Annotated in this window: 17 protein-coding genes, 2 tRNA genes and 1 pseudogene; 13 read left to right on the top strand and 7 right to left on the bottom strand. The window is 63.1% G+C overall.

The genetic code is table 11. The features are described 5' to 3' along the window. The first annotated feature begins 28 nt into the window (after positions 1 to 28). The 3 genes from ilvC (at position 29) to WCL10_RS17125 (ending at position 2,201) form a co-directional block, all read left to right on the top strand. The gene (gene ilvC / locus WCL10_RS17135; RefSeq protein WP_336896860.1) at positions 29 to 1,048 is read left to right on the top strand and encodes a ketol-acid reductoisomerase; all 1,020 of its coding nucleotides are present in this window, start codon (positions 29 to 31) and stop codon (positions 1,046 to 1,048) included. A gap of 149 nt (positions 1,049 to 1,197) precedes the next feature. Then, positions 1,198 to 1,476: an I78 family peptidase inhibitor gene (locus WCL10_RS17130; protein WP_336896859.1), complete on the top strand. Its 279-nt coding sequence runs from the start codon at positions 1,198 to 1,200 to the stop codon at positions 1,474 to 1,476. 71 nt (positions 1,477 to 1,547) lie between these two features. Continuing rightward, positions 1,548 to 2,201, top strand: a complete 654-nt coding sequence (locus WCL10_RS17125; protein WP_336896858.1) for a YceI family protein — start codon at positions 1,548 to 1,550, stop codon at positions 2,199 to 2,201. 139 nt (positions 2,202 to 2,340) lie between these two features. On the opposite strand, the gene WCL10_RS17120 is transcribed toward WCL10_RS17125, so the two are convergent. Further along, positions 2,341 to 3,480 (bottom strand): epoxide hydrolase, encoded by a 1,140-nt coding sequence (locus WCL10_RS17120; protein WP_336896857.1) that lies wholly within the window; start codon positions 3,478 to 3,480, stop codon positions 2,341 to 2,343. Positions 3,481 to 3,677: 197 nt separating this feature from the next. On the opposite strand from WCL10_RS17120, the gene leuA reads away from it, so the two are divergent. The 3 genes from leuA (at position 3,678) to WCL10_RS17105 (ending at position 7,776) form a co-directional block, all read left to right on the top strand. After that, a complete protein-coding gene (gene leuA, locus WCL10_RS17115) occupies positions 3,678 to 5,348 on the top strand; it encodes a 2-isopropylmalate synthase (RefSeq protein ID WP_336896856.1) in 1,671 nt (556 codons plus the stop codon). A 211-nt stretch (positions 5,349 to 5,559) separates the two neighbouring features. After that, on the top strand, positions 5,560 to 6,603 hold the full coding sequence (locus WCL10_RS17110; protein WP_336896855.1) for an amidohydrolase family protein: 1,044 nt from the start codon (positions 5,560 to 5,562) through the stop codon (positions 6,601 to 6,603). Positions 6,604 to 6,798: 195 nt separating this feature from the next. Next, on the top strand, positions 6,799 to 7,776 hold the full coding sequence (locus WCL10_RS17105) for a nitronate monooxygenase family protein (RefSeq protein WP_336896854.1): 978 nt from the start codon (positions 6,799 to 6,801) through the stop codon (positions 7,774 to 7,776). A gap of 53 nt (positions 7,777 to 7,829) precedes the next feature. On the opposite strand, the gene WCL10_RS17100 is transcribed toward WCL10_RS17105, so the two are convergent. From WCL10_RS17100 to WCL10_RS17085, 4 genes are all read right to left on the bottom strand, one after another. Continuing rightward, the gene (locus WCL10_RS17100) at positions 7,830 to 8,354 is read right to left on the bottom strand and encodes an AHH domain-containing protein (protein WP_336896853.1); all 525 of its coding nucleotides are present in this window, start codon (positions 8,352 to 8,354) and stop codon (positions 7,830 to 7,832) included. Between the two features lie 53 nt (positions 8,355 to 8,407). After that, positions 8,408 to 9,142 (bottom strand): hypothetical protein, encoded by a 735-nt coding sequence (locus WCL10_RS17095; RefSeq protein ID WP_336896852.1) that lies wholly within the window; start codon positions 9,140 to 9,142, stop codon positions 8,408 to 8,410. Positions 9,143 to 9,255: 113 nt separating this feature from the next. Then, positions 9,256 to 9,759 (bottom strand): NAD(P)H-dependent oxidoreductase, encoded by a 504-nt coding sequence (locus WCL10_RS17090; RefSeq protein ID WP_336896851.1) that lies wholly within the window; start codon positions 9,757 to 9,759, stop codon positions 9,256 to 9,258. Between the two features lie 7 nt (positions 9,760 to 9,766). After that, entirely contained in the window at positions 9,767 to 11,053 is a 1,287-nt protein-coding gene (locus WCL10_RS17085) for a hypothetical protein (protein ID WP_336896850.1), read from the bottom strand. A 209-nt stretch (positions 11,054 to 11,262) separates the two neighbouring features. Here WCL10_RS17085 and recJ point away from each other — a divergent pair, with 209 nt between their 5' ends. From recJ to WCL10_RS17070, 3 genes are all read left to right on the top strand, one after another. Then, complete coding sequence (gene recJ / locus WCL10_RS17080; RefSeq protein WP_336896849.1) at positions 11,263 to 13,041, top strand: single-stranded-DNA-specific exonuclease RecJ; 1,779 nt, start codon at positions 11,263 to 11,265, stop codon at positions 13,039 to 13,041. A gap of 103 nt (positions 13,042 to 13,144) precedes the next feature. Further along, a tRNA-Glu gene (locus WCL10_RS17075) sits at positions 13,145 to 13,219 on the top strand. 62 nt (positions 13,220 to 13,281) lie between these two features. Beyond that, positions 13,282 to 13,356, top strand: a tRNA-Glu gene (locus WCL10_RS17070). A 677-nt stretch (positions 13,357 to 14,033) separates the two neighbouring features. Here the strand turns inward: WCL10_RS17070 and WCL10_RS17065 are convergent. Both WCL10_RS17065 and WCL10_RS17060 read right to left on the bottom strand, forming a co-directional pair. Continuing rightward, the gene (locus WCL10_RS17065; protein ID WP_336896848.1) at positions 14,034 to 14,384 is read right to left on the bottom strand and encodes a thermonuclease family protein; all 351 of its coding nucleotides are present in this window, start codon (positions 14,382 to 14,384) and stop codon (positions 14,034 to 14,036) included. After that, positions 14,385 to 14,879, bottom strand: coding sequence for a hypothetical protein (locus tag WCL10_RS17060; RefSeq protein WP_336896847.1), 495 nt, complete (start codon positions 14,877 to 14,879; stop codon positions 14,385 to 14,387). 86 nt (positions 14,880 to 14,965) lie between these two features. Between WCL10_RS17060 and WCL10_RS17055 the strand changes: the two are divergent. The 4 genes and pseudogenes from WCL10_RS17055 to WCL10_RS17040 all read left to right on the top strand — a co-directional run. Next, positions 14,966 to 15,475 (top strand): annotated as a pseudogene (locus tag WCL10_RS17055) (integrase core domain-containing protein); the annotation flags it as partial. A 266-nt stretch (positions 15,476 to 15,741) separates the two neighbouring features. Then, positions 15,742 to 16,413, top strand: coding sequence for a hypothetical protein (locus WCL10_RS17050; protein ID WP_336896846.1), 672 nt, complete (start codon positions 15,742 to 15,744; stop codon positions 16,411 to 16,413). A 27-nt stretch (positions 16,414 to 16,440) separates the two neighbouring features. Beyond that, positions 16,441 to 17,028 carry a TerD family protein gene (locus tag WCL10_RS17045; RefSeq protein WP_336896845.1) on the top strand — a complete coding sequence of 196 codons (588 nt, stop codon included), beginning with the start codon at positions 16,441 to 16,443 and terminating at the stop codon, positions 17,026 to 17,028. A 63-nt stretch (positions 17,029 to 17,091) separates the two neighbouring features. Next, entirely contained in the window at positions 17,092 to 18,264 is a 1,173-nt protein-coding gene (locus WCL10_RS17040; protein ID WP_336896844.1) for a TerD family protein, read from the top strand. The last annotated feature ends 29 nt before the right edge of the window (positions 18,265 to 18,293 follow it).

Here is an 18,293-nt window from a genome sequence, read left to right as displayed (position 1 = left end):
TTCAACGCCATAGAGAACGGAACTGAGAATGAAGGTCTATTACGACGCCGATTGCGATCTCAACCTCATCACGGGCAAGAAGATCGCCGTGCTCGGCTATGGCTCGCAGGGCCACGCCCATGCGCAGAACCTGCATGACAGCGGCGTCAAGGACGTCGCCATCGCGCTGCGTGCCGGTTCGGCCACCGCGAAGAAGGCGGAAGGCGCCGGCTTCAAGGTCCTCTCGAACGCCGAAGCCGCCGCCTGGGCCGATATCCTCATGGTCCTCGCGCCCGACGAGCATCAGGCCGCGATCTACGCCGAAGACCTCCATGCCAACATGAAGCCCGGCGCCGCGCTCGCCTTCGCGCATGGCCTCAACGTCCACTTCGGCCTGATCGAGCCGCGCGCCGATATCGACGTGATCATGATCGCGCCCAAGGGCCCGGGCCACACCGTCCGCAGCGAATACGTGCGCGGCGGCGGCGTCCCCTGCCTCATCGCCGTCCATCAGGATGCGACAGGCAATGCGCATGACGTCGGTCTGGCCTATGCCTCGGGCGTCGGCGGCGGCCGTTCGGGCATCATCGAGACCAACTTCAAGGAAGAGTGCGAGACCGATCTGTTCGGCGAGCAGGCCGTGCTCTGTGGCGGCATCACCCACCTCATCCAGGCCGGGTTCGAAACCTTGGTCGAAGCCGGCTACGCCCCCGAAATGGCGTACTTCGAGTGCCTGCACGAAACCAAGCTGATCGTCGATCTGCTCTACGAAGGCGGCATCGCCAACATGCGCTACTCGATCTCGAACACCGCCGAATATGGCGACATCACCACGGGTCCGCGCATCATCACCGATGAGACCAAGGCCGAAATGAAGCGCGTTCTGGCCGACATCCAGTCGGGCCGCTTCGTCAAGTCCTTCGTCCTCGACAACCGCGCCGGCCAGCCCGAACTCAAGGCCGCCCGCAAGGCCGCTGCGGCCCACCCGATCGAGAAGACCGGTGCCCAGCTGCGCGCAATGATGCCCTGGATCGGCGCCAACAAGCTGGTCGACAAGTCGAAGAACTGACCTGACACCGCGAAAGGGCGGGCCCGGCCGGGTCCGCCCTTTCGGCACCGCCAGATCGACGAACGGCATGACCGGCCCGACTACGGGTGGTTGTTTTGCACCTGCGAACCGATTACTCCATTATGGACAAATCGGGGAATCGCAATTTTATGAAAGTCTTGATCGGCGCAGCGGCTCTCGCCGTGCTGCCGCTGTCTGCGGCATTTGCTGCATCGCCCACTCCGGAAACGTGCCGCCTTACCCTGACCCGGCGCTTCATCGGCGCACAGGCCGTGGCCGAAGTGCGCCGCGCCATCCGTGCCATCGCCCGCCCGTATCCGGTGCGCTGGATCGCCCCAGGGCAGGCCATAACCACCGATCAGAATGCCGATCGCCTCAACGTCATTCTCGACGAGGGCGGGCGCATAGCCGTGATGCGCTGCGGCTGATCGCGACACGCTTGCCATGGCGCCGTCTGGTGTGGCAGCCCTTCCGACACAGACCAGACCGGAGATCGTCCATGATCCGCTTCCCCCGCGCGCTTGCCTTCGCCCTGCCGCTTGTTGTTGTAGCAACCGCTGTCCCCAGCGTTTCGCAGCTCCCGAGCACGCCCCCGGGCACGCCCGACAAGACGCGCGTCACCGCGGGCACTTATGCCGTCGACGCCACCCATTCGATGATCGCTTGGCGGGTCAACCACCTCGGTTTCAATGACTACTTCGGCCTCTTCGGCCAGCTTGGCGGCTCGATGACATTCGATCCGGCCAATGTCGCCGCCACCAAGCTCACGGCCACGATCCCGGTCTCGAAGGTCGTCACGGTCGATGCCGGGCTCACCGCGCACCTCACCAAGCCCGGCGCTGATGGCGCGAAGCCTGACTTCTTCGGCGCCAATGCCGCCGACGCCACTTTCGTCTCGACCAAGGTCGTCCCCGGCGCCGATGGCGTGAGCGCCATGGTCGAAGGGAACCTCACGCTGAACGGAGTGACCAAGCCCGCCACCTTCACCGCGAAGTTCATCGGCGCGGGGACCAATTTCTTCAACCAAGCAGCGACGATCGGTTTCCACGGCGAGTCCACGATTCGGCGCAGTGAATTCGGCCTCGGCTTCTTCGCCCCGCTCGTGGCAGACGAGGTAAACCTCGAGATCACCATCGATTTTGAGAAGAAGTAAGCATCAGATTTTGCTCTCTCCCCTTCAGGGGAGAGATACGAAGGCTTGCGAGCTTGCTCGCTAGCCGAAGTTGAGAGGGGGATGCGCTCAAGTTCCCCTCTCCCAACCCTCTCCCCTTCAGGGGAGAGGGCTTTGACCGTCAGCGCATCAGCGCAAAGGCCGCCCGCAGTTCGCCGACAAACGCCTCGGGCTGCTCCCACGCGGCAAAGTGCCCGCCTTTCGCCATCTCGCCCCAGTGAACGATGTTCGCGCAATGCCTCTCCATCCACTTGCGCGGGGTGGGCAGCACTTCCTTGGGAAACGCGCTGACCGCGACCGGCATCGCGATATCGCCCGAACCGGCATTGCCAAAGCTCTCCCAATAAAGCCTTGCCGAGGACGCGCCCGCCGCCGGGAGCCAGTAAAGCATGATGTTGTCGAGCATCGCATCGCGGCTCAGCACGCTTTCAGGCATCCCGTCATTGTCGGTCCAGGCCCACATTTTCTCGTAGATCCAACCGGCCAGCCCGACGGGCGAATCGACCAGCGAATACCCGATTGTTTGCGGCCGGGTGGATTGCTCCTTGGAATAGCCCGAATCCCAGTCCTGATAGTACTTGAGCGCGCCCAGCGCCTTGAGCTCCGCCGGCGAAGGGTCCGCCAGATCCTCTGGCAGCGGGCGCGCGATGGGCATGTTCAGGTGGATGCCGGCGCAGCCCTCCACTGCCTGCGTCCCGATCTGCGAAGTGACGATCGCGCCCCAGTCGCCCCCTTGCGCAAACCACCGCGCATAGCTCAGCCGCGCCATCAGCACGCCCCAGGCCCGCGCGATCTTTTCAACGCCCCAGCCGTGCCTTTCGGGCTTCCCTGAAAGTCCGAAGCCCGGCAGGCACGGGATTACCAGATGGAAGGCATCCGCCGCACTGCCCCCGTGCGCTTCAGGATCGGTCAGCGCATCGATCACGCCCCTGAATTCGAGGATCGAGCCCGGCCAGCCATGCGTCATGATCAGCGGCGCGGCCCCCTCATGGCGCGACTTCACATGGAGAAACCGGATCGCCACCCCGTCGATATCCGTGGTCCAGAGCCCCAGCCCGTTCAGCCAGCCCTCGCACCGCCGCCAATCATACTCGTGCCGCCAATAGGCCACGAAGTCCTGCAAGGCCGCCAGCGGCACCCCTTGCGTCCAGTCCTCGACCGCCTCCTTCTCGGGCCAGCGCGCCAGGTCCAGCCGCGCATTCAGATTATCCAGCACCGCCTGCGGCACGTGATAGGCAAACGGCTCGACTGCTTCTGACATCGGTTCTCTCCCTTTGCATTCATTCTGGACAAGAGCAGCGCCTTTCACCATAGGCTAAAAGCATGACCCGCGCTCTGGACCTTACCCTGCGACTTATCCGCCCTTGGGCGTGAACCGAGGCGGCCGATAGGCGCGCCCCTCGCGCCCAAGGGTCAACCTGCAACACAGTCGCAACGTCCAGATCCGAAAGCACTTCCATGTCGATGCTCAAGAATCCCTCGGTCAAGTACCGCCCCTTCCCGCAGGTTCCGCTGGAAAACCGCCAGTGGCCCAGCCGCACGATCACCAAGGCCCCTCGCTGGCTCTCCACCGATATGCGCGATGGCAACCAGTCGCTGATCGATCCGATGGATGCGGACAAGAAGTCGCGCTTCTTCGAACTGCTGCTCAGCCTCGGCCTTAAGGAAATCGAAGTCGGCTTCCCCAGCGCGGGCGCCACCGAATATGATTTCATCCGCGGCCTTGTCGACAGCGGGCGCATCCCGGACGACGTCTTCGTCCAGGTCCTGACGCAATCGCGCGAGGACCTGATCAAGACCTCATTCGAAAGCCTCGCCGGCGCCAAGCAGGCCATCGTCCACGTCTACAACGCCGTCTCGCCGCTGTGGCGCAAGGTCGTGTTCGGCATGGAGCCCGCCGAGATCAAGGAAATCGCCCGCGTCGGCGCCACCTTCCTGCGCGATCAGGCGGCTCGTTTCCCCCAGACGGACTGGCACTTCGAATATAGCCCGGAAACCTTCTCCACCGCCGAACTCGATTTCAGCATCGAATGCTGCGAAGCGGTCATGGAAGTGCTGCAGCCGACGGTGGACAAGCCGATCATCCTCAACCTCCCCGCGACGGTCGAGGCGGCGACGGCCAATATCTACGCCGACCAGATCGAGTACTTCTGCCGCAACCTGCCGAACCGTGATCGCGCGGTGATCAGCCTCCACACCCACAATGATCGCGGCACCGGCGTCGCCGCCGCCGAGCTTGGCCTGATGGCCGGCGCCGACCGCGTCGAGGGCTGTCTTTTCGGCAACGGCGAGCGCACGGGCAATTGCTGCCTCGTCACCGTCGCGCTCAACATGTATACGCAAGGCGTTGATCCGGAACTGGATTTCTCGGACATCGACAAAGTCATCCAGACGGTCGAGTACTGCAACCAGCTGCCCGTTCACCCCCGCCACCCCTATGGCGGCGAACTTGTCTTCACCGCCTTCTCCGGCAGCCATCAGGACGCGATCAAGAAGGGCTTCGCCGCGCGCGAAACCCAGAACGACGAGATGTGGGCCGTTCCTTACCTCCCCATCGACCCCGCCGATCTTGGCCGCAGCTACGAAGCGGTCATCCGCGTCAACTCGCAGAGCGGCAAGGGCGGCTTCGCCTGGGTGCTCGAGCAGGATCAGGGTCTCAAGCTGCCCAAGAAGATGCAGGCCCACTTCTCGCGCCACGTGCAGGAACTCGCCGACGAACTGGGCCGCGAACTTCATGCGGGCGATATCTGGGCCGTGTTCCAGAAGACCTATCACCTCGAAGGCGAGCAGCGCTTCACGCTCGTCGACTACGAAGAAGCTCGCGCGGGAGACGGCACCCGCGTCTTTGCCGGCAAGATCGCGGTAGACGGTGAAGTCCGCTCGGTCTCGGGCCGCGGCAACGGCCTGATCTCCTCGGTCGTCGCCACTTTGAAAGACGGCTTCGGCATTGCCATCGACGTGCGCGACTACGCCGAACACGCGCTGCAAGCCGGAAGCGACGCCCGCGCTGCCGCCTACGTCGAATGCACCGGTCCGGATGGCAAGGTCATTTGGGGCGTCGGCATCGACGAAGATGTGGCCACCGCCAGCGTGCGAGCGATCCTCAGCGCCGCCAACGCGGCGGGGTAACAGAAAGAGGCCTCCGGCGGGCAAGGGCCATCGGCCCTTGCATCCCAATCACTTGCCCTACCACCACCGCTTCGTCATTCCCGCGAAGGCGGGAATGACGAGTGAGTAGGGAGGAATGACCAAGGGTGACGGGAGCCCCCCTTCCCTTTCCCGCCCCATCCTGCATACTCCTCCCGCGCGCCCGCAAAGAGGCCGACCACGAGAGAGAGCCATGCCTGAAGAGATCATCGAACCCGATCTGCCGATCATCGACCCACACCATCACCTCTGGGATCTGCGCCCGCTGGTCGCCTCGTTCCCGCAGCCGCTGCACCCCTTTGTCGAGACGCTGGTTCCGGCGGCCTGCTACAACTTCGATACGCTCCACGCCGATACGCACAGCGGGCACAACATCATCGGCACGGTGTTCATGGAATGCGGCGCGTTCTATCGGAGCGGCGCAGATCCGGCGATGAAGCCGGTCGGCGAAGTGGAGTTCGTCAACGGCGTTGCGGCACAGGGGGCAAGCGGGCTCTATGGGAGCTACCGCCCTTGTGCCGGGATCATCGGTCATGCCGACATGACCTTGGGCGACGGCGCGGCGGCCGTGCTCGAAGCGCTGGTTGCGGCCGGCAATGGCCGCTTCAGGGGCATTCGCCACGCGGCCGCATGGGATGCCGATCCCGAAGTGCTTGGTCCCCCGTTCCATGCTCCCGCCGGGCTTTACACCAGCGACGCCTTCCGCGCCGGCTTCAAGCACCTCGGCGCAATGGGCCTCACCTTTGATGCCTGGCTGCTCGAACCGCAGCTGCCCGATGTCATCAGCCTCGCCCGCGCCTTCCCAGATCAGCCGATCGTGCTCGATCACTGCGGCACCCCGCTCGGCGTTGCGAGCTACAAGGGCAAGCTCCACGAACGCTTCGATGTGTGGCGCGAGAATATCCGCGAACTGGCCAAGTGCCCCAATGTCTCGGTCAAATTGGGCGGCCTTGCCATGGCCTTCTGCGCGATGCCCGAACAGGGCCCTGCCGCCGGGATCGGTTCCGAAACGCTCGCCGCGATGTGGCGCCCCTATATCGAGACCTGCATCGATGCTTTCGGGCCGGAGCGCGGGATGTTCGAAAGCAACTACCCGGTCGACCGCTGGGGCGCGACTTACCCGGTGCTGTGGAACACCTTCAAGCGCCTCGCCCACGGCGCGTCTGCGGAGGAAAAGCATGCGCTGTTTGCCGGGAATGCGGCACGGACTTACGGGATCGAGTACCTGCTCGCCTGAGGGCATTCCCACCCCCGACCCCTCCCGCAAGCGGGAGGGGAGAAGGTAGCGCATCCGGCCCCCCTCCCGCTTGCGGGAGGGGCTGGGGGTGGGCCGCGCCACACACCGCCCCCCTTGCCCATCAATCCCCTTTGACACCCCAACCCCACCTGCTAAAGCCCGTTTAACCGCTCGCTTAAATACGGAGCCCAACGGATGCCCCTGCCCCCGCTGTTCAAGAACCTGCGCCTGCCCGTCATCGGTTCGCCGCTATTCATCATTTCCGGCCCCGAACTCGTCATCGCGCAGTGCAAGGCGGGCATCATCGGCAGCTTCCCCTCGCTCAACGCGCGGCCCATCAGCCAGCTCGACGAATGGCTGCACGAAATCACCGAGACGCTGGCGGCGCACAACCGCGATCATCCGGAAAGCCCGGCAGCGCCCTTTGCGGTCAACCAGATCGTCCACAAGACCAACAACCGCCTCGACGAGGACATGGCCCTGTGCGCCAAGTGGCAAGTGCCGATGCTGATCACCTCGCTAGGCGCGCGCGAAGACGTCTACCAGGCGGCGCACGGCTGGGGCGGCATCGTGCTGCATGACGTGATCAACGACCGGTTCGCCCACAAGGCGATCGAAAAGGGCGCGGACGGCCTGATCCCCGTGGCCGCCGGCGCGGGCGGTCACGCCGGGGCGCTCTCGCCGTTTGCGCTGATGCAGGAAATCCGCACCTGGTTCGATGGCCTCGTCGCGCTTTCAGGCGCGATCGCCCACGGTCGCTCTATCCTCGCAGCGCAGGCGCTTGGCGCCGATTTTGCCTATATCGGCTCGGCCTGGATCGCGACCACCGAAGCCCGCGCGGCCGAAGGCTACAAGCAGGGCATCGTCGAAGGCCGGGCTGACGACATCGTCTATTCGAACCTCTTCACGGGCGTCCACGGAAACTACCTGCGCGGCTCGATCGTCAAGGCCGGGCTCGATCCCGACAACCTGCCCGAAAGCAGCCCGGCTGCAATGAACTTCGGCTCGGGCGGCAACACCGAGGCCAAGGCCTGGAAGGACATCTGGGGTTCGGGCCAGGGCATCGGCGCAGTCGAGAAGGTCGAGACCGTGGCCGAACGCGTCGCCACCCTCACCGCGCAGTACCGCGAAGCCGCCGCCGGCCTCGACACCGACAGCGCCCCCTTCCGCTAACGGACAGAACCTCCCCATTTGCACCTCGTGAAAATGGGGAGGACAACAACCTCCTAAAGTCGGCTTTCCGTCGCTTCCCACAGCATCTCGGCCATGCGGTCGAGATGGCTGAAGTCGAGCGCCGGATCGCGCCGGTTGAGCACAACCTCCTCGCCCTTGGGCGGGCTCAGCAAGCGGCGGCGCAGCGCGCGCTGGAGCAGGTCGAGCCGCATCAGCGCCTCCATCCCCGCAAGCTCGGTGTCATAGCGGCGCGTCCGGCTCCAACCCTGTTCGATCTGGCCGAAGCGTTCGGTCACCATCTCGGAATAGGTGCCGTGCGGCCCCCGGTGCAGCGGCAGTCCGATGCGCAGGGCGCCGCTTTCGGTTGCCGGAAGCAGCAGGCCATTGCGCCGAAAATCATGAAAGCCGATACGTTCCGGGCCGAGCGAGGCTATCATCCGGTTGAACGCGCGCCGCCCCAGAAGGACGCGCGGCAGGAGGTGGTGCCGCTGCAGTCCTGGGGTATAGCCCGGCCTTCCCGGCGTATTGACCGAGCGGAAAGGAAGATGCGCGCGAACCGGCTGTCCAGAGGGAACCATCCGCTCAGGATTCGCGTCGGACCCTTAACGCTGAACTTGCAAGCATCGTGAACCTAGCGCGCTGCGGCGTTAAGCCTGCCCCGCCCGTCGGGCTCCAACCAGACCGCCCCGACTCCGGCAAGCACCACTTCGCGCGCGCTCTCTACCCGTCCATGCGCCACCAACCAGTCGGTCAGGCGCACCGCGATGCGGCTGTCCTCTCGGTCTGGCGCGCCGCCGCGCGCCTGCAGCGTGAATTCCTGCCCGGTGAAGAAGGCCAGCCCATCGCTTTCCAGGCCTTCCCGGCAGCGCGCCAGCGCGGTGAGCGCGAACGCTGGGAACGGCCCCCCGGCGAGCCAGATGCCCACCGCCTCGGCAAACCACACCGGCGACATCACGATGCGGGCGGGCCGCCAGACAATCGCCTCAAGCCCTTCGAGCTCGCTGAGCGCGCTCATGATGGCGGCCGCGACGCGGACCACCGGCATGAGGTTTTCGGCCCCCGCCAGATGCGGCCCGACCGCAAATGCGGCAGCTTCGAGCGTATCGGGTGTGAGGTCCTTGGGCAGGGCCACGCGGTGTACCGCCTCGGGCATAGTGACCGGCGCTGTCGGGGTGAGCCCAGTGAGGTCGAACGTCAGCCCATCGCGCAGCAGTTCGGCGCTACCGGGCAAGGCATTTTCCGCGTTGAGCAGCGTGAAGGCTTGCGTGCGATCGGCATGGACGGCGATCTGTTCCGCGCTGGCACGGCTCTGCTTGCCGAACAGCAGCGCGGCGAGGGGCTCACGCCCAGCTGCACGCTCGATCACCACCAAACTTGCTCCCTGCATGCGCGCCAATCAGTGCCACCAATGCTCGCGGGGCGTCGAGTCCCGTGCGGCCAAACTGGCACGGAATCGGATCATCCCCGCGCGCGAGAACGTCAGAATGCTCCCATGGTCAAACCTGCAGCCAGAGACTGTCCCAAATCGTGGCACTTTTGCAGTGCCTCCTCGGGCACCGTTTTGGCAGCAAGAATGGCTTCAGGGCTCTGAGCGCCCAGATTGACGATCAACCCATCGGCGATTCGCCGCAGGCGCCAGCCGGTGACGATCCGCTCCAGTTGCCGCTCGGCGCCCGAACCATCCGATCCGGCTGCAATAGCCGTGGCGAACGGTCGCCCCTCGATCTGCCCCAAAAGCGGATAATATGAGCGATCGAAAAACTCCTTCATCGCACCGCTCATCGTGCCGAGATTCTCCGGGCAGACAAAGAGATAGCCTTGCGCCTCCATCAGGTCCGCCGACTCCGCCATGTCGGCGGCAATCGCCCGCGCCGCGCCTTCGGCGTTCGCTCCCCGCAGCGCAGCCTCGGCCATCGCGCGAGCCGCGCCGGTGCGGCTGTGCCAGATGATGAGAAGCATTGGCGGTGTCATCGGCTGCGGCATGGGCCGGTCAGCAACCGTCCCCGCTGCCTCCCGCCGCGCCGACAGCGCCTCCCAGCGCGCCACCGATCAGACCGCCAAGGCCGCCCAGCCCGCGCTTCTTGGGTTTGGGCTGGCACTGCTGCTTGGATTCCTGGCCTTCGTTCCGGCGGCTGGCGGCCGCCTCATCCATGCCCGGCATGCCCATCAGGAACCCGGTCATAGAACGGTGGCGGATATCGGCGATCCATTCGGGCTTCCACGGCGATTTGGGATTGGCCGGGCGCTGCGGATAGATGAAGCTCTCCTCAGGGCCATAGGCATAGAGCGTCACCATCTGGAACTGCGGTGCCGCCGCCTTCACCTCGGCCGGAACCATACAAGTGGACGTCGCGGGCGCGAGCACTGTCTTGCTCATCACCAGCTTCGCCACCGTGGCGGGTGAGAGCCAGTCCGAAAGTCCGCCGCCAAACTCGCGCGTGCTGCTCGAGGACCACCACACCATGTCGCCCATTTCCCCGCCCGGCCCCGGCTTCCCGCCGAACAGCGAGACATGGTAGCCGGTCGCATCAGGCAGCGGGTTCCAGCGCAGCAAGGTCGCCCCGCTCGGCTGCGGGAAGGTCGAGGTCCTCAGCGCGCCCATGAAGTCCTTGGTCAGGTTGAAATTCATTTCGGGCGAATAGTTGCCCGCAACCTTGTGCGCACCGATCAGCGAGCTGTCGGTCTTGATCGCCTTGCCGTCGTCGTTGGGCCACGAACCATACGTCCTGCTGCTTATGGGAGAAACGCGGCGCTCCATCGGCACGGCACTGGTCCACAGTCCGGGGGGCACCTGACCGGCAGCGATCCTGGAAAAGTCGATCACCACCGGCTGCCCTGCCGGCGCATGCTCGCCGCAGCCCCAGAAGATCAGGATGCGTCCCTTGGGCCGCTTGAAGTCCCGCTTCTCGGGCGCTTCGGGCGGGCCGTCGGCTGCCTTGGTCGGGGTCTTCAGCGGCACAGAAAGACCCAGCTTGGCGCCTGCGGGCATGAAGTGATCGGCCTTGGGCGGCCCACCTGCGGGTATGCGGCTCGATCCAAGCTCCAGCCACAGTTCGTGCTGCGGCGCATTCTTGTTGCCCCCGCCGAAGGCCATGCTCATCGCCGCACCCATGCCGCCGCCGCGCATCGCGCCCATGCCGCCCATGAGGCCGGAACTCGTGCCCGCACGCATTTCATAGCGCGCCACCGGGGCCGCTGTCTGCGCCACACCGAACCCGGCAATCACCGCGCCGGTGCCACCGGCCAGAACGGCAAGGCGGGTGAAAGTCCTGGTCATCTGCTCAACCCCTTATGCAGGCGGGCCTTGGCCCAGGTAGTAACGGCGCGACCGGATGTCTCGTTTTCCGGATGCGACCATATCCTAGTGCATCCTGTCAATCACGCTGCGGTGAGGCGGTGATCTGGCGCACAGATTTGCCACCTGTCATGTGGGCAGGATGGCCCCCGCCCTTCCCCGCCCGCGCCGGATCGTCTAGTCCGCCCGGCATGATCCCCGTGACCGCCATCACCCAATCACTCTCGGGCCTCGCCTGGCGCTGGCGCGGCGGCAACATGGACATGAGCGAGGGCAGCAGCTTCGGCAGGCTCGACGATCTCGTCGATCAGCTGCTCCTTGCCCGCGGGGTCGAGCGCAGCGATCTCGAGCGCCACCGCCGCCCCACCTTGCGCGATTTCCTGCCGGACCCTTCGATCTTCCAGGATATGGACACGGCCGCCGCGCGGCTCGCCGACGCCGTCACGAAGCGGGAGGCGATCGCGGTCTACGGCGACTACGATGTCGACGGGGCGACCAGCGCGGCGCTCCTGATCCGCTTCCTCGCAGGTCTCGGCACGCCAGCGCGGCCCTATATCCCCGACCGCCTGCTCGAAGGCTACGGCCCCTCGGCCGAGGGCCTCGTCAAGCTGGCGCGTGAGGGCGCACAGCTCATTGTCACAGTCGATTGCGGCGCCATGGCCTATGAAGCGCTCGCAGCCGCGCGGGCCGAAGGGGTCGACGTGATTGTCGTCGACCACCACAAGTGCAACGCCGAGCTCCCGTCCGCCACGGCGCTCGTCAATCCCAACCGGCTCGATGAAAGCGACGAGGCGGCCAGTCACGGCCACATGGCGGCGGTCGGTGTCACCTTTCTCCTCGCCGTAGCCACCCTGCGCGAGTTACGCGCGCGCGGCGTATTGGGTCCGCGCGATGGGCCCGATCTCATGGGCCTGCTTGATCTCGTCGCGCTCGGCACGGTGGCCGATGTCGCGCAGATTCGCGGGATCAACCGCGCCTTCGTGGCGCAGGGACTCAAGATCATGGCGCGGCGGGCCAATACCGGGCTGGCCGCCTTGATCGATGCGAGCCGCCTCACCCGCGCGCCCACCTGCAGCGATCTCGGTTTTGCGCTGGGGCCGCGCATCAATGCCGCCGGGCGCATTGGCGATTCCGGGCTCGGCGTGCGGCTCCTCACCACCGCCGATGCCGAGGAGGCCCGCACCATTGCCGCGCGGCTGTCCGAACTCAATGACGAGCGCCGCGCGATCGAGCAGGCCGTGCAGGAAGCCGCCGAGGCGCAAGTCGATGCCCAGCACAACCGCAGCGTGGTCGTCGTCCACGGGCGCGGCTGGCATCCTGGCGTGATCGGCATCGTCGCGGGGCGGATCAAGGAAAAGACCGGCAAGCCCACGCTGGTGATTGCCGAGGACGGCGATGCCGAGGGCAACGGCAAGGGCTCGGGCCGGTCGATTCCCGGCGTCGATCTTGGCGCCGCGATTATCGCGGCGCGCGCGAGCGGCCTCCTGATTGCCGGTGGCGGCCATGCCATGGCCTGCGGGCTCACCATTGCACCAGGCGGTGCGGAAGGCTTGGCCGATTGGCTCGACGAGCGCCTCGCCCGCGACGTCGCGGCAGCGCGGCAGGGGCAGTCGCTACTCCTTGATCTCTCGCTCGCCCCGGGCGGGCTCACTCCCGATCTGATCGAACGGCTCGAAGCAGCGGGCCCGTTCGGCATGGGCTGGCCGGGTCCACGCATCGCAGTGGGGCCGGTGCGGCTGATCAAGTGCGATCTCGTCGGCACGGATCATGTGCGCATGATCGCGGGCGGCACGGACGGACGTTCGTTCAAGGGAATCGCATTCCGGGCGGCGGAAACGCCTATGGGTCAGGCCCTGCTCCACGGCTCGCGCGGGCGCATGCTCTGGCTCGCCGGCCGCGCGAAGATCGACGACTGGGGCAGCCGCCCCGCGGCCGAGCTCCACGTCGAGGACGCCGCCTTCGCGGATTGAACCTGCCCCTTGGGCCATGCGCATCGGGGGGCAAAGTCAGGGGGTTGACCAATCCGGCGCAGCGCCCTAGACGCGCGGGCCTGCCACCCGGCCCAAGCCCAGTGGCCCCTTCGTCTAGCGGTTAGGACGCGGCCCTTTCACGGCTGAAACACGGGTTCGATTCCCGTAGGGGTCACCAGCTTGCGCATGCAGCAGATTGAACGAGGATCGGGGCGGGACCGCCGCCCCTGATCCAGGCAAGGCCCCTTCGTCTAGCGGTCAGGACGCGGCCCTCTCACGGCTGAAACACGGGTTCGATTCCCGTAGGGGTCACCAAGGAAATCAATGCCTTAGGCGTTGCCATTGTTGTTTTGTGAAATAAGCGTCAAATATACTTATAGGGACGCGAGTGGATGCAGCGCCCGTGTCCGCCGCGAATCACTCCTTCCGACCAGATCACAGCGAGTGAACTGCGAAGATCGGCCTTTCCCCGCAATCATACTTCTCTCAATCAGCGGGTCCTTGGTTCGAGCCTAGGTGCGTCCACCATTTTTCAAATACTTAGTTTGAATTTCGCTTGCCCACATGTGCTGGCGGCATCCCTAGGAATCACATAGCAAGCACAAGGGCCATTTTGGCGCGCTTTGACCTAGCAAAGTTTCTCTCGCGCGAGCCTTATTGCTCTTGGCTTGCGCTTTCGGCTTCGTCCGCCGCATCCTTCGCTTCGCTAGCAGCATCCTCTGCGTCATCCGCTGCGCTCTTTGCGTCGGGCACAACGTCCCTCCAATTCTCAGAATCGAGACGGCCCATGGAGGCAGTAACGTCCTGCGCCGCAGCATGAGCGGCCTCGGCTTTCTCTTGGGCGTCCTCTGCGGAATCGTGAGCGGTCGCTAGCTGTTGCCTCAGAGATAAATTTTCACTTTCAAGTTCATCGATGCGAGCCTGAAGCTCGTCCTTTGAAGGGCCGCAGCTTGCCAACCCAATGGCCAAGGCAACCGCTACCGTCCTTTTTATTACCGCCACCATCGTGCCAGCCCCAAGCTAACGAGATAGCGCCCTGCATCGTGCCCATTCACGGTCACGCGCGCCAGTGTGCGTCCATATTTGTCAGGCCCTAAAGGCTCGATCGTTACCCGCCCATTCGACAGGAAGCCTTGCAGCGCATCCCGCGCCCGATAGCCCGCCAGATAGTCGCACCATGCATAGGCGCGCCTGCCGTCCTTGCACTTGGGGGAGCCGGGCAGTTCCGGGGCATCGATGTTGGAAATGCGAATGCGTTCGCCGCCGTAGCGGATGGAATCGCCATCGTGCACCACCGGCGCGGCGCAAAGCGTGAGGCTTGCCGCGACAGCGAGAAGCGACATTCAAAAAGCCCGCTGCACCGTCGCCGGGTTAAACTTGCTGCAACGCCCGTTGAATTGGCCCGCTCTACCATTCAGGCTTACCGTACCCGTCAGGCGATCAAGAACAAGCTTCGGGTGATTGATGACGTTGATCGCCACTGAACCAGTGATCTCATTTTCAGAGACGCGAATGTCCTTAATTTCAAACCATCCGCCATCACCACCGTGCAGCGGTGGAAGCATTGCGCGCGGTAGTCGGGCCTTGCCTTGATCGCCTTCGACCCAAAGCTGCAACTGATCTTCAAACCCGACTGATCGATGCCCGGTAATGACTGCGCTTCCGCTGTTTCCGTTGCTATCCCATCCCTGCGCCGTCATGCTCGTTGCTCGATTTGCGGCTCCACCGCCTGAACAAACGAGGTTCAAGCGGCTGCCAGCCTCTTGTGAATTGGCTGGTGCACAGATGCCGGTGCCAAGGACGGAAACCGCTAGGGCGATCAGATGATTCAGTTTCATATTTCGAGGATAACACCATCACCACGCGAGCGACTAGCCCAATGGGCATTCGATCATCGACAAGTTAGCCGAAGGGTCGCGCGCCGGCGGTCCGGCCGAACGATGTGTGGGCCATGGACTTCGTCCACGATCAACTGGCGACGGAACGCAAGCTGCGGATCTTGACGGTGGTCGACACGTTCAGCCAGTTCTCGCCGGTGATCGACGCGCGGTTCAGCTATCGCGGAGAGGACATCGTGGCCACGCTCGATCGGACCTGCCGGAAGGTAGGGTATCTGAAGACCATCAAGGTGGACAATGGCAGCGAGTTCGTCTCGCGAGATATGGATTTATGGGCTTATCAGAGGGGCGTGACGCTGGACTTCTCGCGGCCTGGCAAGCCGACGGACAACGCCTTTATCGAGGCGTTCAACAGCAAGCTGCGCAGCGAATGCGTGAACACGCACTGGTTCCTGTCGCTGGAAGACGCTTGCGAGAAGCTGGACCGCTGGCGTAGACACTACAACGAAGAGCGACCGCAAAGCGCGATCGGGAATATCCCCCCGATCATGCTGGCGAACTCGACCGGGGTCACCAGCCCTCCGGACCTGGTTTAGGCGGAAAACTCTAGACCCGAGCGGTCCAAGGTTGGGTAGCAGTGCGGAAGGAGCCAGACTTTACCTCTGACTGGTAACAATCAGGGGAGCACGTCAATCTCAAGTGCGCCTAGTTTTCGTACGACGGAGGAGCAGATGGCGACTATTCCTGTTTCGTAGTATAAGCGTTGAGATCGCATGACATTGCACCGAGAGATAAACTCCCGACTAGCTGTCAAAAAAAGTTGTGTGTCGCACGACGCAAATGCCAACTGGGAGCAACAGCGGTGCAGTTGGAAGCACTCAATGGAATTGTGGACAATCTTCAAAGCCTCGCACTGCAAGCGGTCCGCTCACAGAGACCAACCCACGCAGCCCAGATCGTGGCATTTCTAGCCAAGGTAGCTCACATCGTTGACCAAGGCTGCAGCGACATCCTCACACTGCTGATCGAACTTCAATCCGTAAGAGAGGACGGGTTTTCGTTAGGCGAAATCCATGAGCTGCGTCGCCGAACAGCGCAGCTGCTGAACAAGAGTCATTTTGACGAAGCCGGAGAAACTTACAATCAGCTGTCGACATTGAAAAAAATCTATCTCAGCGAGATTAGCCAATACGATCCTTGTAACGGACGCGAGCTGTGTGAGCTAATAGACCAGAGCAACGGTCGGATCGTCATGATGATACGCGGAACAATGTGGACCTTGATAGAACTATTGGGAAAAAATAAAACCAGTGCTGATTTAAGGTCCCTGCAATTATCTGCGTCGCGGGAGATACCGCCACTCAAGGACAACCTAGCCGAACTGAGGAAGTTTACCGCTCACATACTCGGGCTCAGCAGCGCACAAGGCTTGCTTGAGATGCTGAGAAGCGGTCAAGAGACCGGGCTTGCAGAGTTGGCATTAATCGGCATGATAGACAACCGAAGTCGGCATATCCAACACGCCAGATACTAATTTTTCAAATTATAACAAGGAATTGCTATGTCCGTCTCACTGTCCAAAAACCAAAGCGTAAGCCTCTCCAAACAATCACCCAACGGGTTATCTTCGATAACGCTAGGAGTCGGCTGGGATGTGGCCAAGCCCAAGGGCTTTCTCGGCAAGGTCTTCGGTGGCGGCGGTGGCGACATCGACCTTGATGCGTCTGCCCTTCTGCTTGATGCCAGCAAAAATGAAGTGGATTCGATTTGGTTTGGCCAATTGAACAGCCACGATGGCTCGGTTCGCCATAGCGGAGACAATCTGACCGGTGAGGGGGACGGTGACGACGAATCCATTGCCATCGACCTCAGTCGCCTGCCACGTCAGGTCGAGTATGTCGTACTCACTGTAACCAGCTTCCGCGGCCAAACCTTCGACAAAGTCGACAATGCCTATGGCCGTGTGGTCGACAATTCAACCAACCGCGAGCTGGCGCGCTTCCCGATCTCGGACAGTGGCCCTCATACCGGCCTTGTCCTCGCCTGCCTTAGCCGGGCGGGCGGCGAGTGGACTTTCAAGGCTGTTGGTCACCGCACAAATGGCCAGACGGTCAAGCATCTCGTAACCGACGCCGTCCGGGTGATATAGTCAATTTAGAGACTGAGTGTTTCATGCACCAGGGTTCGTCTAAACAACAACGGGGATATCTCGATGCAGCTTCAACGCGGCGAAAAGCGCGGGCTGTCAGATCTTGGAATCGGCAACAATTGCACGGTCAAGATTGACTTCGGACTCGATGGTATCGACATTGCGGCGTTTGGCCTCAATGCCGAGAAGAAGATTGGCGACGACCGTTACGTCGTGCTGTTCTCGAACCTTCAGTCCCCTGAAGGCGCGATCAAGCTGAGCGCCTACTCCGACACAGCGAGCTTCAATCTCGAGCTCGATCGGCTGCCAGCCGGCATCGACCGGATTGTTCTTACAGCGACTCACGACAACCAGCCGGTGGCGAACTCTCGCCCGCTGATCGTGTCAATTGATGGGGCCAAGGCAACTTTTGACGTGGCGCAGCACCTCACAAGTGAAAAGGCGGTTATGCTCATTGAGTTCTATCGCCACTCGAGCGGCTGGAAATTGGGCACGGTTGGCGCGGGCTTCAATGGCGGCCTTGCGGCTCTGATCGGCCACTTCGGCGGTGACGTTAGTGATTCGACTCCTGCTCCTGCGCCCGTTGCAACGCCTCCAGCACCGCCACCGCCTCCCCCACCGGCAGCACCTGTCTCATTGAGGAAAATTTCTCTCGAAAAGTCGAACTCAACTGTAAGTCTCAAAAAGCAGGGCGCGACATTCGGCGAAATCGTTCTCAACCTGAATTGGAACCAGGATACTGGAAAAAGAGGTTTCTTCAGCAGCGGCTCGAAGAAAATCGATCTCGACCTCGGCGTCCTTTTCGAGATGGGGGATGGAAACAAAGGCATCATTCAGGCTCTCGGTAACACCTTCGGTAGCTTCGAACGCGAGCCCTGGATCGAGCTGTCGGGGGATGATCGCACTGGCGCCGTGGCTGCTGGCGAAACCATTCGAATCAACGGCAGGTACTTCGACCGTTTTACCCGGATTGCCATTTTCGCCTTGATTTACGACGGCGTCCCCAACTGGACCCAGACGGATGGAATCGTGCGGATGAACATCCCGGGCCAGCCTGAGATCGAGGTTCAGATGAATGAAGGCCGCAATGATAAGCGCCTATGCGGCATTGCCGTCATCGAGAATCGCAATGGCGAACTCAAGATGGAGCGGCATATGCAGTACTATGACAGCCAACAGCCTTTCGCCGAAGCGCTCGGCTTCCATTTCCGCTGGCGCAGCGCCACAAAGGATTAACAAGGCTCAACCCTGCAACAGATTGATCC

The organism is Novosphingobium sp., assembly GCF_037133355.1.
In the GTDB taxonomy this organism is placed as follows: Bacteria; Pseudomonadota; Alphaproteobacteria; order Sphingomonadales; family Sphingomonadaceae; genus Novosphingobium.
This window is presented reverse-complemented; position numbering and strand designations above follow the sequence as displayed.